This is a genomic window from Bacillus sp. MN7755, from assembly GCF_054771475.1.
Window position 1 is genome coordinate 287,759 of record NZ_BTRL01000001.1, and the last position, 19,700, is coordinate 307,458.

Annotated in this window: 15 protein-coding genes and 1 riboswitch; of the genes, 9 read left to right on the forward strand and 6 right to left on the reverse strand. The window is 37.4% G+C overall.

The features are described from left to right. Window positions 1-88 precede the first annotated feature (88 nt). Complete coding sequence (locus ACYVEC_RS01545) at window positions 89-973, forward strand: LysR family transcriptional regulator (protein ID WP_063221825.1); 885 nt, start codon at window positions 89-91, stop codon at window positions 971-973. A 46-nt stretch (window positions 974-1,019) separates the two neighbouring features. Here ACYVEC_RS01545 and ACYVEC_RS01550 read toward each other — a convergent pair whose 3' ends face one another. Continuing rightward, window positions 1,020-2,105 carry a hypothetical protein gene (locus ACYVEC_RS01550; RefSeq protein ID WP_063221826.1) on the reverse strand — a complete coding sequence of 362 codons (1,086 nt, stop codon included), beginning with the start codon at window positions 2,103-2,105 and terminating at the stop codon, window positions 1,020-1,022. A gap of 91 nt (window positions 2,106-2,196) precedes the next feature. Then, on the reverse strand, window positions 2,197-2,346 hold the full coding sequence (locus tag ACYVEC_RS01555) for a hypothetical protein (protein ID WP_002174240.1): 150 nt from the start codon (window positions 2,344-2,346) through the stop codon (window positions 2,197-2,199). A 253-nt stretch (window positions 2,347-2,599) separates the two neighbouring features. Between ACYVEC_RS01555 and cydA the strand changes: the two genes are divergently transcribed. From cydA to ACYVEC_RS01570, 3 genes are all read left to right on the forward strand, one after another. After that, window positions 2,600-3,955 (forward strand): cytochrome ubiquinol oxidase subunit I, encoded by a 1,356-nt coding sequence (gene cydA / locus ACYVEC_RS01560; protein WP_063221827.1) that lies wholly within the window; start codon window positions 2,600-2,602, stop codon window positions 3,953-3,955. Then, window positions 3,948-4,973 (forward strand): cytochrome d ubiquinol oxidase subunit II, encoded by a 1,026-nt coding sequence (locus ACYVEC_RS01565; protein WP_063221828.1) that lies wholly within the window; start codon window positions 3,948-3,950, stop codon window positions 4,971-4,973. Before cydA ends, ACYVEC_RS01565 begins: the two co-directional genes overlap by 8 nt. Window positions 4,974-5,359: 386 nt before the next feature. Next, window positions 5,360-6,718 carry an arsenic transporter gene (locus ACYVEC_RS01570; RefSeq protein ID WP_063221829.1) on the forward strand — a complete coding sequence of 453 codons (1,359 nt, stop codon included), beginning with the start codon at window positions 5,360-5,362 and terminating at the stop codon, window positions 6,716-6,718. Between the two features lie 101 nt (window positions 6,719-6,819). Here ACYVEC_RS01570 and thiC read toward each other — a convergent pair whose 3' ends face one another. Further along, the gene (gene thiC / locus ACYVEC_RS01575; RefSeq protein ID WP_460505433.1) at window positions 6,820-8,580 is read right to left on the reverse strand and encodes a phosphomethylpyrimidine synthase ThiC; all 1,761 of its coding nucleotides are present in this window, start codon (window positions 8,578-8,580) and stop codon (window positions 6,820-6,822) included. Window positions 8,581-8,694: 114 nt separating this feature from the next. Continuing rightward, window positions 8,695-8,810, reverse strand: a riboswitch (TPP riboswitch). A gap of 71 nt (window positions 8,811-8,881) precedes the next feature. Continuing rightward, entirely contained in the window at window positions 8,882-10,543 is a 1,662-nt protein-coding gene (lldP, locus tag ACYVEC_RS01580) for an L-lactate permease (RefSeq protein WP_098557033.1), read from the reverse strand. 297 nt (window positions 10,544-10,840) lie between these two features. Here lldP and ACYVEC_RS01585 point away from each other — a divergent pair, with 297 nt between their 5' ends. Continuing rightward, entirely contained in the window at window positions 10,841-11,158 is a 318-nt protein-coding gene (locus tag ACYVEC_RS01585) for a DUF4870 domain-containing protein (protein WP_460505436.1), read from the forward strand. A 69-nt stretch (window positions 11,159-11,227) separates the two neighbouring features. On the opposite strand, the gene ACYVEC_RS01590 is transcribed toward ACYVEC_RS01585, so the two are convergent. Continuing rightward, window positions 11,228-11,719, reverse strand: a complete 492-nt coding sequence (locus ACYVEC_RS01590; protein WP_048528112.1) for a metal-binding protein — start codon at window positions 11,717-11,719, stop codon at window positions 11,228-11,230. Between the two features lie 50 nt (window positions 11,720-11,769). Continuing rightward, window positions 11,770-12,135, reverse strand: a complete 366-nt coding sequence (locus ACYVEC_RS01595; RefSeq protein WP_000435504.1) for a YkvA family protein — start codon at window positions 12,133-12,135, stop codon at window positions 11,770-11,772. 546 nt (window positions 12,136-12,681) lie between these two features. Here ACYVEC_RS01595 and ACYVEC_RS01600 point away from each other — a divergent pair. The 4 genes from ACYVEC_RS01600 (at window position 12,682) to ACYVEC_RS01615 (ending at window position 19,510) form a co-directional block, all read left to right on the forward strand. Next, on the forward strand, window positions 12,682-14,610 hold the full coding sequence (locus ACYVEC_RS01600; protein ID WP_063221831.1) for an LTA synthase family protein: 1,929 nt from the start codon (window positions 12,682-12,684) through the stop codon (window positions 14,608-14,610). 505 nt (window positions 14,611-15,115) lie between these two features. Continuing rightward, window positions 15,116-16,000 carry a D-amino-acid transaminase gene (locus ACYVEC_RS01605; RefSeq protein ID WP_098557035.1) on the forward strand — a complete coding sequence of 295 codons (885 nt, stop codon included), beginning with the start codon at window positions 15,116-15,118 and terminating at the stop codon, window positions 15,998-16,000. A gap of 209 nt (window positions 16,001-16,209) precedes the next feature. Then, the gene (locus tag ACYVEC_RS01610) at window positions 16,210-17,952 is read left to right on the forward strand and encodes a C40 family peptidase (RefSeq protein WP_063221833.1); all 1,743 of its coding nucleotides are present in this window, start codon (window positions 16,210-16,212) and stop codon (window positions 17,950-17,952) included. Window positions 17,953-18,298: 346 nt separating this feature from the next. Further along, window positions 18,299-19,510: a NupC/NupG family nucleoside CNT transporter gene (locus ACYVEC_RS01615; protein WP_063221834.1), complete on the forward strand. Its 1,212-nt coding sequence runs from the start codon at window positions 18,299-18,301 to the stop codon at window positions 19,508-19,510. Window positions 19,511-19,700: the final 190 nt, after the last annotated feature.

Sequence of the window (19,700 nt, forward strand, 5' to 3'; positions counted from 1 at the left end):
GATTTACTATACACGTCCATTTTCATACTGTATAATACATCTTTAATTATCAATTCATTCCTTTTGGTCTATAGAAAGGAGAGTCAAAATGGAACTTCTTCAACTAAAATACTTTCAGACAGTCGCACGATTAGAGCATATGACAAAAGCTGCTGAAGAATTGCATATTGCGCAACCTTCACTCAGCAAAACAATTGCTAGATTAGAAAAGGACTTAGGCGTCCCGTTATTTGACCGCCAAGGTCGACAGATTACGTTAAACTCTTTTGGGAAAGTATTTTTAAAACGAGTAGAGCGTATTTTTCATGAATTAAGTGAAGGCGAAAGAGAAATTAAAGATTTAGCTGAATTACAACAAAGCTCTATTACACTGGCAGTTTCTATTCCGAGAATATTACCAGAACTACTCGGTTCTTTTTTACTAGAACATCCTAACGTTCGATTCCAGCAATTTCTCGCATCTACTCCTTCTATGAAACGACAACTAGATAATATAGAAATCGACTTTTGCATTTCTTCTGTGCCAATTGAAGGCGAGGAAATTATTTGGGAACCACTTATTACGGAAGAAATTTTCTTAGTCGTCCCTTCAGGTCATCGTTTATCAGGACGCGAAAGTATCCATCTACATGAAGTAAAAGACGAACCATTTATTAGTATGAACACTGGTTACGGTTTTCGGCACTTAACGGATGAATTTTGTAAAGAAGCTGGTTTCACGCCACATATCGCTTTTGAAGTAGATGAACCAACCGTGATTAGCGACCTTATTAAGCAAGGTCTCGGCATCGCCTTTGTCCCAAGTTTAACTTTATTAAAAAACTCTACTTTAGCATTAAATAAGTTACGTATTATTGAACCAAATTGTAAGCGAACCATCGGCTTAAGTTGGTCGAAGAAACGTTATTTATCGAAAACTGCTCAGCAATTTCGTAAATTTGTGATTGAATACTTCTCCAATATTAGGACGTAAATTATATCAATAAATAAAAGGTGCCATTCCCATAGGGTGGCACCTTCTATTTATTACTCTTCTCTAATTCCATTTCAGCTAAAAGTGGTAGTACGTTATCAAAAATATGCGTATTATTATTTTCGCCTGTTACATATCCACCGTAATATCTACTAAATACGTTGTCATTTCGGAATGTGGCCATATGATCATACAATTCCTTCGCAAACTTTATATCACCTGTTTGTAGTACGTACAAAATCGTTAATCCGTAAGCGGCTGGCGATTCATACTTCACAGTTTGTTTTCCCGTTTCTAAATTGTAACGACCGTATAGCTTTCCATCCTCCTGGAATTTTTTCTTTATAAATGCCAAGTAAGCATCTGATGAAAGACCACCTAAACTACGATGATATGCAACGTATGATTGGTCAATAAGATTCACTTCTTTATCGTACGTAAAAGTACCATCTTCTTTATACTCTTTCGGGAATGCCCAGCCACGCCTTGGGTAATCCGCTAAAAATTGAACCACGTCCTGATATTGCTGATCAGAAACTTTCCCGTACTTTTTCATATACGAGAATGCGTGCGGATTTATGTATGATGTAGTTGCAAAATTATTTTGTTTCCCTGCATCTGCATCATAATAATCAACGTAATAATTATCTTTCTTATTATAACGAATTACAGCGTCACTCAATTGATCTGCCAAGTTTTTATAACGCTCTTCCTTGTATATTTCATAAGCGCGATATAATTGTTCTATAATACGAAGATCATCTATAAGTGCATTTGTAGCTGACTGCATTTCTCCCTTTTCAGAGATTTTCCATAAAACAATTTGGTCCTTATGTACAAAGTTATTTTGAATAACCTTAACTTGTTCATCGAATAACGCTTGATCGTCTTTATCCAATGTATATTGTAGCCACAGTCCTGCCGATTCTGATAAAGCTTCACGGCCCTTCGCTTCACCCGTACCTGCCTTTGTATCCCCTAAACGATAAGTAGCAAGCGTCCCATTTTCATTTACCATATGTCTTAAGATAAAATGTTCCGTACGGTTTCCTTGCAAAGCTGCCCAAAATACAATTCCACCTAAAGCGATTAAGAGAATAACTCCAATCCCTATATATACACGTTTCCGCAATCTTTTCACCTCCCTAATAAGGCTAGCCTTAATTTTACCAGAACATACGTAAAATTAAAAAAGACAATCTATTAGATTGTCTCCCGTACCTCTATCCCTCACAAGCCTCTTTAGAAGGTCTATATAGCGATTCCACGAGGCGATCATACTCACGACGCGTAATCTCTTTATTATACAGCTTCAATAATAAATCTCTATGCTCTTTTGAAAATGCCATCTTTTTAATGACTTCAGGATACATAAAACATCCTCTCCATTTCACATAAACTTCTTCATCCCGAAAACAGAACTTATGTTCGCATAAAAGATTATAAAATATTCTTTACTAAAAAACAAACAAAATATTATTAAACATTAATTTCTTCCTGTTTAGAATATTCAAACATTATATTACCATATCCACTTTTTAAATACATATATATTTTTGGTAGTTTTTTTGAATAAATCTTCCAATTCAATCAGAAAATAATGGCAAAAAGAAGAGGAGTTTACATATGGATACGGTAACATTAGCAAGAGCATTTTTTGGTTCTTCACTAGCATTCCACATTATCTTTGCAACACTTGGTGTCGGGCTTTCATTGATGATTTTTATAAGTGAAATACTCTTTCACTGGAAGAAAGATTCCGACTACGCCATTATGGCGAAAAGATGGACAAAAGCATTTGCCATCCTTCTTGGTGTAGCAATTCCAACTGGAACAATTGTTGGTGTGCAAATCTCACTTCTTTGGCCTGGTTTTGCCAAAATTGTTGGGCAGGTTATTTCTGTTCCTTTTCAAATTGAGATTTTCGCCTTCTTTTTAGAGGCTTTGTTCATGTCCATTTATGTATATGCAGCTGACAAACTACCTCCATTCATGAGATTAATCTCGCTATTCTTCGTCATGATTGGTGCCACGGCATCCGCCGTGCTTATTACATCAGCAAATACATGGATGAATACACCCGCGGGCTTTTCAATGGGACCAGATGGATCAGTTTTTAACGTTGATCCGTGGAAAGCTTTCTTTAATCCGAGTTTTGGCACAAGCGCATTTCATGTTGTTATTACTGCCTATGCAACTGGAGCTGCCGTCATTGCCTCTATCGCTGGATTTAAATTATTAAAGAAGAATTTAAGTAAACGCGAAATTGCTTATCATAAAAAGGGGCTACTGTTAGGACTCGTCGTGACATTTATTACAGGCGCTACGATGTGGCTTTCGGGACACGAATCGGCAATTGCCTTACATAAGCATTCCCCTGAAAAACTTGCATCTGCTGAAGCTTTATTTGAAACGACATCGCATGCACCGTTATCAATTGGCGGAGTTGTAGATCCTAACACACTTGAACTAAACTATGCACTAGAAATTCCGAACATGCTCAGCCTACTAGTGGGACTAGACCCTAGCACTGTCGTAAAAGGTCTAAAAGAATTCCCACAAGAAACATGGCCACCATTTTACACACATACACTATTTAACTTAATGGTCGGCACCGCTGCCTTTACCTTTGCAGTTGCAGCAATCGCCCTCTTATATTGGTACTTTGTTTACCGAAAAAAAGGAGCAGAATTACCGAAGTGGCTTCTTTGGGGAGCTGCCGCATGTGGACCGGTTATGTTGCTCGGTATTGAATTCGGGTGGATTTTCAGCTGTAGCGGTCGTCAACCGTGGACCATTTATGGTATGCAACGTACAGTTGACGCTTCTACACGCGCCGATTTCGTCGGTCCTTTATTTATTCTATTCATCATTTTATATATTGGACTCGGTATTTTAACAGTTTTTGTGCTACGGACATTCTTTAAGAAACATCCGCTTACAAATGATTTACATCACGAAGGAGGCGATTCTCGTGCATGAGGAAAGTATTGCAATCATCATCTTATGGGCTCTTATTTTCGTATACAGTATATTAGGGTCCATCGATTTTGGAGCAGGTTTTTGGGGCATGGTATACGCAAAACATCCAACGCTCGCTGCCAAACTTGCCAATCGATACTTATCACCCACTTGGGAAGTAACAAATACGTTTCTCGTCTTTGTCGTTGTCGCATTTCTTGGCTTCTTTCCTAAAGCAGCCTTTACCCTTGCGACAGTAATGTTCGTACCCGTTATGTTAATTTTAGTACTCGTGGCAATTCGCAGTACATTTATGGTATTTGCTTATTCTCTGCCGAAGTACCAACACCTTCTTCGTATTATTTCAGGTATTACAGGGCTCTTAATTCCAGCTCTATTAATTACTGTTTTACCCGTTACAGAAGGTGCCTATATTACAATGTCTGAAGGAAAAGAAGTACTCCTTTACGGAAAACTTCTTTCTAGTCCTGTTATTTATTGTTATATGCTCTTCGGACTAACCTCGGAACTATTTCTATCCTCTCTCTTTCTTGCTGATTTTGCGAGAGAACAAGGTTCAGAAGATGCATATAAAATTTATAGAAGAAACGCTATCATCCTTGGCCCTGCAACACTCGTTACGGCGATTATCGCACTCGTTGTAATGGATCCGGAAACACACTGGCTTATGCAAGGGCTAATAAAGCAATTCCCATGGTTTACAGTTTCTATCGTTTTATTCGTTATCGGGTACTCTTCTCTTTGGTGGACAAACAAGAAGTACGATACACTAGGATACCCTCGCATTGCTGTCTTAGCAATCGTCGCTCAATATGCATTTGCAAGTTACGCTTACGGTGTCGCGCATTTACCATATATTATTTATCCTGATGTAACTGTATTTACAAGCTTTACAACGACAGAAACATTCTATGCATTGCTTATTCTATACGCAATTGGAATTGCAATTTTGTTACCAGGATTTATTTTCTTCTGGAATTTATTCTTGAAGGATCGAACTTTTTTGAAGGAAAAATAATGGGGAGTCTGTTCCAAAAGATATTTTGGGATGGACTCCTTTTGTCATGTTTTGTCGGTAAATCGATATATTTTAAAAATCGCTGATATATTTTGAGTTGCGCCGATATATCTCAATAATCGCTGATATATTTTGAGTTGCGCCGATATATCTCAATAATCACCCATATAAATTTCATTTACTATCTTACTGCCCAACTAATTTATAGACTCCTCTCACAATAGTTATTTCACTAGTAGTGACACTTGTCCTTTAGCTTGAAAAACACATATTCACTTCATTCCATTATATGCCTAGTTCTTCTTATTTTTTGCTGAATATACTACCAATACAGACCTTGAGACAAGCTACATTGGTTTAAGGAAAAGTAGAAAGGTAGGTAAAATATGAGCATTGAAATATGGATTACTATTATTGTATTCTTCTTAACAATGATTGTTGTCTTTTGGCGACCCCGTGGTTTAAATGAGGCGTGGCCGGCAGCAATTGGTGCTGGCATTATCCTGATTACTGGACTTGTATCAAAACCAGACGTCATGGACATTATCAGTAAAATTGGCGGTGCCTCCATAACAATATTAGCGACCATCGTTATGGCGGTTATATTAGAAAGCTTCGGCTTCTTCCATTGGTCCGCAGCGAAACTTGCAAATTTAGCAAAAGGCTCCGGTCGCCGTTTATACTGGTATATTCAATTATTATGTTTTCTTATGACTCTTTTATTTAATAACGACGGTAGTATTTTAATTACAACTCCAATTTTAATTCTTCTCCTAAAAAATCTTCAATTAAAACCTCATCAACAAATCCCTTATTTATTAAGCGGTGCTTTAATCGCTACTGCATCTAGTGCACCAATTGGTGTAAGTAATATCGTAAACTTAATCGCATTAAATATCGTAAATATGACTCTTTATATGCATACTGCTATGATGTTTGTACCTGCAACATTAGGACTATTGTTTATGTCATGGCTTATGTACACAGTTTTAAAGAAAAAACTACCAGAAAGATTACCTGTTTCTTCATATGATATCGAAGAAATGTTCTTCACAAAAAACTTCCATCCATTAAAAGGAAAAAATTCTGTTGATACGAAACAAAAACGGACAAGATTTATGTTGAAAGTATTAGGCTTCGTCTTCCTTATGCGCTGTCTTCTATTCGTCGCATCCTTCTTATCTATCCCAATTGAAATTGTTGCCGTACTCGGCTCACTCGTTCTTCTCATCTGGAGATGGTACTACTTACGAACAAATCCTGTCGACATTTTGAAAAAGACACCGTGGCACATTTTAATTTTCGCCTTCTCTATGTACGTCATTATTTACGGACTTCACAACGCAGGATTAACAACAGCACTTGTAAATTGGCTCGAACCAGTTGTAAGTCAGCATCTACTCTATGCTAGCTTTGCAATGGGCGGACTTGTTTCCCTCCTCTCTAACATCTTCAATAATCACCCTGCACTTATGATTGGTACGATTACGTTAACAGAAATGGGACTAGACCCAGTCACATTAAAAACTATCTACCTCGCAAATATTATTGGTAGTGACATCGGTTCACTATTATTACCAATCGGTACGCTAGCTTCCCTCATTTGGATGTATATACTGAAACAAAACAAAATTAAAGTAAAATGGAAAGACTATTTAAGTGTATCCCTTATCGTTATTCCTCTCACAACAGTCGTCACATTATTCCTCTTATACTACTGGGTACACCTCTTCTTCGCCTTATAAACGACAGAAGCCCCTTTTGCTACCGTCTTAGCAAAGGGGGCTTCTTCTATATTTAAGTTAGGTACTACAGTGTGATCAATCAAGTAAAGAGGTGTAACGTGTTATTGGTATAAATGACTACCAGTGTCTTTAAATTCTTTCGCTTTCTCTTTCATCCCTTTTTCAATTGCTTCTGTCGTTTCTAAATCATTTTCTTTCGCGTATTCACGAATATCATGTGAGATTCTCATACTACAAAACTTCGGTCCACACATGGAACAGAAATGAGCCGTTTTCGCGCCTTCTGCTGGCAATGTTTCATCATGGTACTCCATCGCGCGCTCAGGATCTAAAGATAAATTAAATTGATCGCGCCAACGGAACTCGAAGCGTGCTTTTGAAAGTGCATCATCACGCTGATGAGCCGTTTTGTGCCCTTTCGCAAGATCAGCCGCATGCGCAGCGATTTTGTACGTAATAACCCCCGTGCGAACATCATCTTTATTCGGTAAGCCTAAATGTTCTTTCGGCGTTACATAACAAAGCATCGCCGTTCCAAACCAACCAATCATCGCAGCTCCAATTGCCGATGTAATATGGTCATAACCTGGTGCAATATCTGTCGTTAACGGCCCAAGTGTATAGAACGGCGCGCCCTGACAAATATCAAGCTCTTTCTCCATATTCTCTTTAATTAAATGCATCGGTACATGTCCAGGCCCTTCAATCATCACTTGCACATCATGTTTCCAAGCAATTTTCGTTAATTCACCAAGTGTTTCAAGCTCAGAGAATTGTGCCTCGTCATTTGCATCTGCAATCGAACCTGGACGTAATCCATCTCCGAGAGAGAACGAAACATCATACCGCTTCATAATTTCACAAATCTCTTCAAAATGAGTGTATAGGAAGTTTTCTTTATGGTGGAATAAACACCACTGCGCCATAATTGAACCACCGCGGGAAACAATACCTGTCGTACGTTTTGCCGTAATTGGAATGTAACGAAGTAATACTCCGGCATGAATCGTAAAGTAATCCACGCCTTGCTCCGCTTGCTCAATTAACGTATCACGATACACTTCCCACGTTAAATCTTCTGCAATTCCGTTTACTTTTTCCAGCGCTTGATAGATTGGTACAGTTCCAACTGGTACAGGCGCGTTACGAATAATCCACTCACGCGTCGTATGAATATTTTTACCTGTAGATAAATCCATAATCGTATCTGCACCCCAGCGCGTTGCCCACGTCATCTTCTCTACTTCTTCTGCAATAGAAGAAGATACAGCAGAGTTTCCGATATTTGCATTGACCTTCACGTGGAAATTACGTCCAATAATCATCGGTTCTGCTTCCGGATGATTAATATTCGCTGGTAAAATGGCACGACCTTCTGCAATTTCCTTACGAACAAACTCAGGCTCTACGCCTTCACGAATCGCAACATATTCCATCTCAAACGTAATAATGCCATTACGCGCATAATGCATTTGCGTAACATTTGCACCTTGCTTCGCTCTAAGCGGCTGGCGATCCATTTGCGGGAAAATAGGTGTATGTTTCGAAGCCACTTTCACACCGTCATCCTCTGGTTTCACCTCGCGCCCTCCATATGCCTCTACATCCCCGCGCTCTAGAATCCAAGAGTGGCGCGGCGTTGGAATCCCCTTTTCCAGCTCTACTTTATACGCCGGATCCGTATAAGGACCGCTCGTATCATACACACGGATTGGCGGATTTGAGACGCCGTTCGTTTCGCTTTGTTCAATCTCACGCATCGGCACTTTCATACCTGCGCGTGGTCCATCTACATATACTTTCTTACTCCCTGGTAAACTCGATTTCAATTCAATTTGCTCAGCTGAAACAGATTGTTTCATAACCTTTGTTGCCTCCCCTGTTCGTGACAAGGACGAGATATGGCCAGCGTATGCCAAAATAAAAAGAGCCAGGTCCATAAAAAAATAAGGACCTGGCTCATAAAAGACATCATTATGTAAAGCCGTTAACTTCCCTACGCTGGTACGAGCCAGATCAGGTCCAAAGGGTTAAGAAGATCACGCGCTTCTCTCTCAGCCTACGCATACGTTAGGCACCCCTAGTTTATCACTGATTTAATTTTCAATACTTTCCCATCATACACGATAATCTGAAAAATGCAAAGTTTATTTCTTTTGTTACTTATGGAATCATCCACGTTAAATAATATGCCTGTACATACGTCATAATACCAACAATAATTACAAAGAATAAACTATGCTTCACTGTGAAGCGGAATAAATCTGATTCTTTTCCAGCAAGTCCAACTGCCGCACAAGCAATTGCAATTGATTGCGGAGAAATCATTTTTCCTGTTACACCACCCGTTGTATTTGCTGCAACGAGAAGTACTTCAGATACACCAACTTGTTGTGCTGTAATTGCTTGTAGATTTGAGAATAATGCATTCGCTGACGTATCGGAACCTGTTAAGAATACGCCAATCCAGCCTAGGAATGGTGAGAAGAACGGGAATAGTCCGCCAGTTCCTGCTAGTGCTAATGCTAGTGTAGAAGATAGACCAGAATAGTTTGCGATAAATGCAAATCCTAATACGAATCCGATAGATAGAATTGGCATTTTCAATTCGCTTAACGTTTCTTTAAATGTTACTACTGCATCTTTTACACTCATTTTCAAAATAAACATGGAAATGAGACAAGCAATTAAAATCGCTGTTCCAGTTGCTGATAATACATCGAACTTCAAGATTGCCTCGTAAGGCGTCGCTTTATTTACAATAGGCTCTGCCTTCATTACCAAATTATGCAAGCCTGTAATTTCAAACTTAAATACAAGGCTTTCTAACACGCCTCTTGGAGCAAATAATGCTTTAAAGAAACTTTGACTCCAAATGACTACCATAACCGTTAATACGATAAATGGAGACCATGCCTTTACAACTTTTCCTAACGTTAATTTCGGCATCGATGCCGCCGTTGTTGTTGCAGCTACTTCACTATTTGCTTGCCCGGATTGATAGATTTCTTTCGGTTGCCATACTTTTAAGAACAACGATAAACTAACTAAACTTACAAGTGCTGACGTAATATCCGGAAGTTCTGGTCCTAAGAATGTCGCTGTAATGAACTGCGTAATTGCAAACGAACTACCCGCTACAAGTAAAGCAGGCCAAGTCTGTCTTACCCCTTTCAATCCATCCATTAAAAATACGATAAAGAACGGAACAAATAATGATAGAAACGGTAATTGATGTCCAGCCATTTGTCCGATTTTATGTGGATCAATACCTGTTACTTGTCCAGCAACTGTAATCGGAATTCCCATCGCTCCGAACGCTACTGGTGCCGTATTTGCAATTAAACAAAGACCCGCTGCATATAAAGGATTTAACCCAAGGCCTGCAAGAAGTGCTGCCGTAATCGCTACTGGTGCACCAAATCCTGCTGCCCCTTCTAAAAATGCTCCGAATGAAAAACCGATTAAAATAACGAGTAAACGATGGTCATTCGTAATGGATAATACAGATGCACGAATCACATCGAATTGACCTGTTTTCACAGAAATTTTATATAAAAATACCGACATAATGATAATCCAAGCAATTGGCCATAATCCGTATAAAAAACCATATCCGGTCGCTGCCATCGCCATCGTGAACGGCATCTTATAAGCGAATAACGCCACTAAAATTGTAAGTACAACCGTAATAAATCCTGCCACATACCCCTTCATGCGGAAAACTGCTAAAGCTAAGAAAAAAAAGATAATCGGAATAAGTGCGACCGCTGCCGAAATCCAAATGTTTCCGAACGGATCATAAACTTGTGTCCATGTGTTCATTGTTCTCTCCCCCTAAAGAATCCCCTTTTAAATAGAATAACCTCATCAGTAGACTATCAGGTCATCATACCTTTAAGCCTAAAAATAAAAAAACGTTTAAGAAAACGTTTTCAATAACTTTCATTTATACTGTACCATAACAATTTCCATTAAAAAAGATTTTTTTGAAAATTTTATTATTTCATCAGAAAATCTTACAAAATCGTCACGTTCTTGTAATGTTCATCGATAGTAAGCTTGCCAAAACTATTGCATAATAATAGTATAACAACGGACATTATTTATGAGGTGATATATATGAACGGAAACAAAATATTAGCAGCTTTATCTTACTTTAGTGTATTATTTGCCCCTATCTTATTCCCTATTATTGTGTGGATTGTAGGCGATGCTGAAACAAAACCACATGCAAAACGTGCTCTATGGACACACATTATTCCAAGTATCGCTACATTCATTGGCGTAACTATTTTAGGATTTATGGGTCTTGGATCTGATCAACCAGACGTAACACTTGGAATCGGTACAATGATTGTCTTATGTATTTGCGGAATCATTAGCTTATACTACTTCATTTGGAACATCGTAAAAGGCATTAAAGTACTGAAAGCTTAATTTCTTTTTTAAACAAACGTTTGATTAATAAGAAAAAACCATCCCAAAATACCTTTTGGGATGGTTTTTTTATCTTCTGCGTTTCTTCTTTTTTCTCATCATCTTCTTGCGGCGCGTATTCACTTTATCCGCTATAATGTGAAGCGTACTTGCCACAACAATTCCCATTACGAACGTTACAATTTCAACCTCATGTTTCTTCGCAATTTCTATTAAATTCCCGTCAAGTGCGATTACATTTAATAGGAATAAAAACGGAGAAAACACAATTAACATGTATGCAATACGAATTACATCACCAAGTATAATTGTATGTGTAAAGAAGGAGCGATGCGGCATGACCTTCTTATACGGATACCAAAATATACGCAGGAATCCCCATTTATTATACGCATTACTATACGTATCTAAATCCGGCGTTAAAAATGAAGTCCCTACTAAAAAGCCAATTGCAAAAGTTAATAAAAAATCAAAATTTGTTAATCCATACGAAAAGAGCAGAAACAAAACAACCGGAAGGGATATTAAGTTTATTTTCGTATGCGTTCTTCCTGATGGCATAATGCACTTCCTCGCTTACGTTCGCCCTGTCACCATATGACAGTTCTCACCTATTGATCTAATTTCTGATCGATAAAGGATGTGTCTATATCCGAACCAAACCATTCTGCCAACTTCACTCGTGCCTTATCTTTCACATCTTCATTGACGTATAACGACGCCTGTAATAGTGCAGCCATTAACGCCCCTAAATCATCCGTATAACCAATTCCAGCAACAAAATCTGGAATCGCATCAATCGGTGCAATAAAATAAGCAAGCGCTCCAATTACAATAATTTTCACTCGTTTTGGAACATCCGGTTTCTGCAAAACGTAAAACAATAATAAACTTGCATAAATGACCGACTGCCCTGCTTGCTTTGCAACATGTTTTACTTTCTTCCAAAACGCTTCAACTGAAAATTTTTGTTCCATGTAAAAGCCTCCCTATTTTTTAAAAGAAATAAGCTACAATATGTTATCAGTAAAAGTTCATCAAAATTACACATAATCTATCAATGAACTTTCATTGTAACAAACAAACCAAAAAAGAACAAGTGTTCGTTAATTTTTGCATACTTCCCTTCATATAATAGGTTTCTAGATAACCACTTACCCATTGTCATTTCTTATTTCTCAACAAAGAAAATTTTCACTTTCACTTAACATTCTGCTCTACCTTTGTTATATTTTCTAGTTGACGGACATATAAACGAATGTTAAAGTTTTCTCTGGTAGTGACAAATCTCATACAAAAAATGTAAAATGTTATAGTGTTTCTCAGAAATGAATTTTGTTGTATAATACAGAAATGACGTTATGCTTATGAGCAACACAAGAAACCAAAAGGGTATGCATAGTTATAGTCGTATATGGGTGAATATAGAACCTCTAATTATGGCCAAGAAAACTATGTATTTTTTATTTTAGCATTTTTCGCTCCAAAATCGACCAAGCCTGATAGAGAAAGGGTGGAAATGAATGAAAGAAACCTTGAAATCACAATTTCAAAATGTGCGTTTCACTGTATTCGTAGCTTTAGCCTTATGGTTGAAGACATACCTTATTACACGCACAAGCTTTGATTTAAAACTTGAATCTTTCATGCAAGAATTCATTTTATTCCTTAGCCCATTAGCAGCATCATTACTGCTTGTTGGTCTTGCATTATTTGCAAAAGGGAAAAAACGTAACTATATAGCACTTGGAATTAATTTTGTTTTAACAATCGTTCTTGTTGGTAACGTAATGTTCTACGGATTCTATAATGACTTCGTTACTTTACCAGTACTAGGACAAACATCTAACTTCGGAAGTTTAGGTTCTAGTGTAAAAGAATTGTTTAACTACAAAATTATCCTTGCATTTGCTGATATTATCGTATTCTTCATTTTATTGAAGAAGATGAAGAATTTTGCACCGACAGAACGTGTAGCACGCCCAATGCGTTCCCTATACTTCGTGTCAACAATTGCTATTTTCTTCGCAAACTTAGGACTGGCAGAAGCTGAACGTCCAGAACTATTAACACGTTCATTCGACCGCGTTATGCTTGTTAAAAACTTAGGTTTATATGTACACCAAGTATATGATCTTGGCTTACAAGCAAAATCAAGTTCACAAAAAGCATTTGCTGACGGTAGTAAATTACAGGAAACAGAGAACTACGTAAAAACAACGCAAAGCAAACCAGATCCAAATATGTTTGGTACTGCAAAAGGGAAAAACGTAATTGTCGTATCTCTTGAGTCATTACAAACATTCTTAATTGGTGCAACAGTTAACGGACAAGAAGTTACACCATTCTTAAACCAATTTACGAAAGAAAGTTATTACTTTGATAACTTCTTCCATCAAACTGGTCAAGGAAAAACATCTGACGCTGAATTCTTAGTAGATACTTCAATGTATCCACTAGACCGTGGTGCTGTATTCTTCACACATGGTAATAACGAATATACAGCAACTCCAGAAATTTTACGTGAGCAAGGATATCACACATCGGTATTCCACGCGAACAACGCAACGTTCTGGAACCGTAACATTATGTATCCGGCACTTGGTTATGATCGTTACTACAACGAACTTGACTACAAGATTACACCAGAAACAAAATTAAATTGGGGATTAAAAGATATCGAATACTTCGATCAATCTATCGATATGTTAAAAGAAGTGAAGCAACCGTTCTATACTCGCTTCCTTACTTTAACAAACCATTACCCATTCACTTATGATGAAAGTACGAAATTAATCGATGAATACAATTCTGGTGATGGCGTATTTGACCGTTACATGGTAACTGCTCGCTATTTAGACGAAGCAATGAAACACTTTATTGAGCGTCTAAAAGCAGAAGGTATTTACGACAACTCAGTTATCGTATTCTACGGTGATCACTATGGTATTTCTGAAAACCATAACCGTGCAATGGCACAGTTCTTAGGAAAAGAAGAAATTACTGCATTTGACCATATGAACTTACAAAAAACACCGATGTTTATTCACGTTCCTGGTCAAAAAGAAGGTAAAACAATTTCAAAACCAACTGGTGAAATTGATATTAAACCAACAATTCTAAACTTACTTGGTGTAGATTCTACGAATCAAATTCAATTTGGTCATGATGTATTCTCACCAGAAAATAAAGGATTTGTTGTTCTTCGTGACGGTAGCTTCGTTACAGATAAGTACATGTACACGAACAGTACATTCTACGATCGTAATACTGGAGAAGTTGTACAATTACCAAAAGAAGAATCTCAACCACTCATTGATCGTGCCCAAAATGAATTAAACATGTCTGACAAAATCATTGAAGGTGACTTACTTCGCTTCTCTGAAAGCAACAAGACCAAAACTGGTGAAGTAAAGACAGCTATTAAAGAAGAAAAGAAGAGCGCTGAGTAATCTCAGCCTCTTTTTTTTATATTTCTCCATACAATCACTTATATTCATTAACTTTAACATTACATAACCTTTACCAAATATTCACATAGAGTTAACGAAACATCTCTATAATAAAATATGTAAACGAGGTTCTATATATTTCTTATCTCTCATCTGTAATAAGATCCCTTAAAGAAATATATGAATCGTTTTATTTCTACTTTCTTATAATTGTCTTTCAATATGTTTTGTTTCCATACACAAAACATTCAATAAGACGATGTCCCTATGAAAGATAGCTACCCTCCTTGTGCAGCATTCCATAAGAATGTTGCTTTTTTTTATTTAAAAGCAGGATTCTTATTTCTTATTTTCGAATTTGTATATACAAAATGCTATAAATCACCACTACTTCTCTACCATTTACAAATACATATACGTCATATGTAAAGAGTTACCCACATAAAAATTACTATAGGGATTTTTATGAATTAAAGTTTCACTTTACTTATGCACTTACGAAAGGATGGGACGAAAATTGGCATATGAAAGATTTGTACTTTGGAATGATGCAGTTATTGATACAATGAAACAAAAAACGTACATAGAACTTGAAGAAAGAGGCTTGCAGTTTGGGGATGGTGTCTACGAGGTTATTCGCCTATATAAAGGAAACTTTCACTTATTAGATCCGCATATCACAAGATTATATCGCTCCATGGAAGAAATAGAATTAACACTCCCTTTCTCAAAAGCAGAACTTATTACCCTACTTTATAAACTAATTGAAAATAATAATTTCCACGAAGATGGCACTATTTATTTACAAGTATCTCGTGGTGTACAAGCTCGTACCCATACATTCTCATATGACGTCCCTCCGACAATCTATGCCTATATTACAAAGAAAGAAAGACCAGCATTATGGATTGAATATGGTGTACGCGCTATATCAGAACCAGATACGCGCTGGCTACGCTGTGATATCAAATCATTAAATTTATTACCAAATATATTAGCTGCTACGAAAGCCGAGCGCAAAGGTTGTAAGGAAGCACTTTTCGTACGAAATGGTACTGTAACTGAGGGAAGCTGTTCTAACTTCTTTCTAATCAAAAACGGAACGCTTTACACACACCCAGCCAATCACCTTATTTTAAATGGCATTATTCGTCAATATGTCCTTTCTTTAGCGAAAACCCTTCGCATTCCTGTACAAGAAGAACTTTTCAGCGTTCGTGATGTTTATCAAGCCGATGAATGTTTCTTTACAGGAACGACGATTGAAATTTTGCCAATGACTCATCTTGATGGAACCGCAATCCAAGATGGTCAAGTTGGCCCTATCACTAAAATGCTACAAAGATCCTTTTCTCAAAGTTTGTTACAATCCAATATGTCATCTTCTTAAACACGAATAATTTCTATTCTTTCTACATTCAATATATGTATTTAAATGGAAATCAAGGTATAGATTTATGCCTTGATTTTTTTTGTAATCTTTTTGTCATATTCAGATTCCCGCATAAGTCTTGACAGTAATCGACATGCTCTTTAGAATTTTTAACAGTTGGTAAATATTTCTTCACTACATTACAGACAGAAAGGAATCGACAAATTATGAAAAAATACCTTGCCGGTCTTGCGGCAGTGTCTGTAGCAGGAGGAGCAGCACCTACACTTGATAGTGTTCAAGCTGCCCCAGAACAAAATACACAAAAAGCTGCTACAACTGTCCAAGCTTCTGCATCAAACAGCTCATCTTATACGGTAAACGCTAGCGTATTACATGTTCGTGCAGGATCAAGTACTTCTCACGACATCATCTCACGCGTTTATAACGGTCAATCCTTAAACGTGATTGGCCAAGAAAATGGTTGGTTCAAAATTAACATTAATGGACAAACCGGTTTTGTTAGCGGCGAATTTGTATCAAAAAATGGAGCAAGCAATTCTAATGTAAGTAATACAGGTGGAAACAATAAAGTTACTGCTGATGTATTACGTGTTCGTACAGCTCCTAACACTTCTAGTTCTGTTTCAGGACGTGTATATGAAGGACAAGCTTTAAACGTAATCGGTCAAGAAAATGGTTGGGTAAAAATCAACCATAATGGACAAGTTGGCTATGTAAGTGGCGAATTCGTATCTGGTGTTTCTTCTAATGCAGGTTCTTCAAACAACAATACGAATAATAACAACCAAGAATCTGTAAAACCAGCAAGCGGAAACTATACAGTAAATGTATCTTCCCTTCGTGTTCGTACAGGTCCTAGCACTTCTCACACAACTGTAGGTTCTGTTACAAAAGGACAAGTAGTACAAGTTGTTGGCGAAGTGCAAGATTGGTTCAAAATCAATTATGCAGGCCAAACAGCTTACGTAAGCAAAGACTACGTAACAAAAGGCGGTTCTAGCGATAACGCTACACAAGGAAACAACCAAAATAATAATCAAAACAATAATGTAACTGTTCAAACTGGTGGTACTTACGTTGTTAACGCAACATCTCTACGCGTTCGCACAGGCCCTGCTACTTACCATAGTGTAATTGGTGGCGTATTAAATGGTACGACATTAAACGTAATTGGCTCTGAAGGTAGCTGGTTTAAAGTTAACTACCAAGGAAAAACAGGCTACGTTAGTAGCGAATTTATGAAATTCGTTAAAGGTGGCACTACTACTCCTGAGCAACCAAAACAACCTGAACAACCTAATCAAGGTGCAATTGGTGACTACTACATTAATGCTTCTGCATTAAACGTACGTAGCGGCGAAGGTACAAATTATAGAATCATAGGCGCACTTCCACAGGGACAGAAGGTTCAAGTAATCTCTGAAAACTCTGGATGGAGTAAAATTAACTACAACGGCCAAACTGGTTATATCGGAACACGTTACCTTTCTAAAACACCAGTTGGAGGCGCAGTAGATAATAAGCCTAACAACAACCAAAATAACAATCAAAACAATAACAACAATAATACAGGTAATAATAGCGGCAACAGTTCTTCCATACTTGCATATGCAAAAGGAATGCAAGGCGTACCATACGTTTGGGGCGGAACTTCTGCTACTGGTGTTGACTGCAGTGGTTACATCTACCACGTATTTAAGAAATTTGGTCATAACATTAGCCGACAAAGTGTTGCGGGATATTGGGGTAGCCTACCACAAACTTCAAATCCACAACCAGGCGACTTAATTTATTTCCAAAACACTTATAAATCGGGTCCTTCCCACATGGGTATTTACCTTGGGGGCGGATCATTTATCCAAGCCGGAGATAAAGGTGTAGCAATCGCTTCATTAAGTAACTCTTATTGGAAGAGCCATTTCTTAGGATACACAAAAGCACCTTAAGTTATATTTTTTGAGCCTTCTAGATTACTAGAAGGCTCTTTTTAATATGTTTCACCTATATCCACGAACAAATAATGTATCTATTTCCCTATTTCATACACCATATTCTACAAAAACAATCCATAACGTTATCATAATGTATATATTTACATAAAAAACATAACCTATTTCATGTGTATTTATTTTATATGTGTTTTTTCAAAGAATTTTCTTTTTATTTAAACTTTTCGTTAGACGTTTGACCTCCGATGTCCATTATGATAAGTTACTTAAGATGTTATATTCGTAAACGTATAGACAACTGGTTTATACACTTTTTTTACTATGAGGAAGGAGCATACACTGCATGAATCTTTTATGGGGAATTGGCGGCGTGATTGGAGTATTAGCAATCGCTTTCTTACTATCTTCCAACCGCAAAGCTATTAATTGGCGCACGATTTTAATCGCGCTAGCATTACAAATGTCATTTTCATTTATCGTATTACGATGGGATGCCGGAAAAGCAGGTTTAAAATACGCTGCAGATGGCGTTCAAGGATTAATTAATTTTTCTTACGAGGGAATTAAGTTCGTTGCTGGGGATTTAGTCAACGCAAAAGGCCCTTGGGGATTTGTATTCTTTATTCAAGCACTACTTCCAATTGTATTTATTAGTTCATTAGTAGCAATCTTATATCATTTCGGTATTATGCAAAGATTTGTTAGTGTCGTTGGTGGCGCATTAAGCAAACTTCTTGGAACTTCTAAAGCAGAAAGTTTAAACTCAGTAACAACTGTATTTTTAGGACAAACTGAAGCTCCAATCTTAATCAAACCTTACTTAGCACGTTTAACAAATAGTGAATTCTTCACTATTATGGTAAGCGGTATGACAGCTGTTGCCGGATCAGTTCTTGTCGGCTATGCAGCAATGGGTATTCCGTTAGAACACTTATTAGCAGCAGCAATTATGGCAGCTCCATCAAGTTTATTAATTGCGAAACTAATTATGCCAGAAACAGAAAAAGTAGATAATAACGTTGAGCTTTCTACAGAACGTGAAGATGCAAACGTTATTGATGCAGCGGCACGTGGTGCATCTGAAGGTATGCAACTTGTTATTAACGTAGCAGCAATGTTAATGGCTTTCATCGCATTAATCGCTTTATTAAACGGTTTATTAGGATGGGTTGGTTCTTGGTTCGATATTAAACTTAGCCTTGATTTAATCTTCGGTTACTTACTATCACCATTTGCAATCTTAATCGGGGTTTCTCCTGGTGAAGCGATACAAGCAGCAAGCTTTATCGGTCAAAAACTTGCAATCAACGAATTCGTTGCATACGCAAACTTAGGACCGCACATGGCTGAGTTCTCTGACAAAACAAATCTAATTTTAACATTCGCAATCTGTGGATTCGCAAACTTCTCTTCTATCGCAATTCAATTAGGTGTAACAGGAACGCTAGCTCCTACTCGCCGTAAACAAATTGCACAATTAGGGATTAAAGCAGTTATCGCTGGTACACTAGCTAACTTCTTAAATGCCGCAGTTGCAGGTATGATGTTCCTATAAAATAAATCAAAGCCCCCTCTTTCTAAAGAAGGGGCTTTTTATTATGCTCCTTATTTTTTCGGTATATATTAAATACTTTATGTCGAAATATAAAAACATTATGATACAATAATTAGTAAGTCTGTTTATTTTTTCTTGCAAAAGAGGGATACTACTTGTTGTTGCTCTCTCCAAAAGAATCTAGTCATCT

What these genes read in the sequence shown, in the direction of transcription:
- ACYVEC_RS01595 (WP_000435504.1), bottom strand. Translation starts at nt 12,135, where the DNA reads ATGGAACAAAAATTTTCAGTTGAAGCGTTTTGGAAGAAAGTAAAACAT.
- ACYVEC_RS01610 (WP_063221833.1), top strand. Translation starts at nt 16,210, where the DNA reads ATGAAAAAATACCTTGCCGGTCTTGCGGCAGTGTCTGTAGCAGGAGGA.
- ACYVEC_RS01600 (WP_063221831.1), top strand. Translation starts at nt 12,682, where the DNA reads ATGAAAGAAACCTTGAAATCACAATTTCAAAATGTGCGTTTCACTGTA.
- ACYVEC_RS01570 (WP_063221829.1), top strand. Translation starts at nt 5,360, where the DNA reads ATGAGCATTGAAATATGGATTACTATTATTGTATTCTTCTTAACAATG.
- lldP (WP_098557033.1), bottom strand. Translation starts at nt 10,543, where the DNA reads ATGAACACATGGACACAAGTTTATGATCCGTTCGGAAACATTTGGATT.
- ACYVEC_RS01590 (WP_048528112.1), bottom strand. Translation starts at nt 11,719, where the DNA reads ATGCCATCAGGAAGAACGCATACGAAAATAAACTTAATATCCCTTCCG.
- ACYVEC_RS01545 (WP_063221825.1), top strand. Translation starts at nt 89, where the DNA reads ATGGAACTTCTTCAACTAAAATACTTTCAGACAGTCGCACGATTAGAG.
- cydA (WP_063221827.1), top strand. Translation starts at nt 2,600, where the DNA reads ATGGATACGGTAACATTAGCAAGAGCATTTTTTGGTTCTTCACTAGCA.
- ACYVEC_RS01585 (WP_460505436.1), top strand. Translation starts at nt 10,841, where the DNA reads ATGAACGGAAACAAAATATTAGCAGCTTTATCTTACTTTAGTGTATTA.
- ACYVEC_RS01555 (WP_002174240.1), bottom strand. Translation starts at nt 2,346, where the DNA reads ATGTATCCTGAAGTCATTAAAAAGATGGCATTTTCAAAAGAGCATAGA.
- ACYVEC_RS01605 (WP_098557035.1), top strand. Translation starts at nt 15,116, where the DNA reads ATGGGACGAAAATTGGCATATGAAAGATTTGTACTTTGGAATGATGCA.
- thiC (WP_460505433.1), bottom strand. Translation starts at nt 8,580, where the DNA reads ATGAAACAATCTGTTTCAGCTGAGCAAATTGAATTGAAATCGAGTTTA.
- ACYVEC_RS01615 (WP_063221834.1), top strand. Translation starts at nt 18,299, where the DNA reads ATGAATCTTTTATGGGGAATTGGCGGCGTGATTGGAGTATTAGCAATC.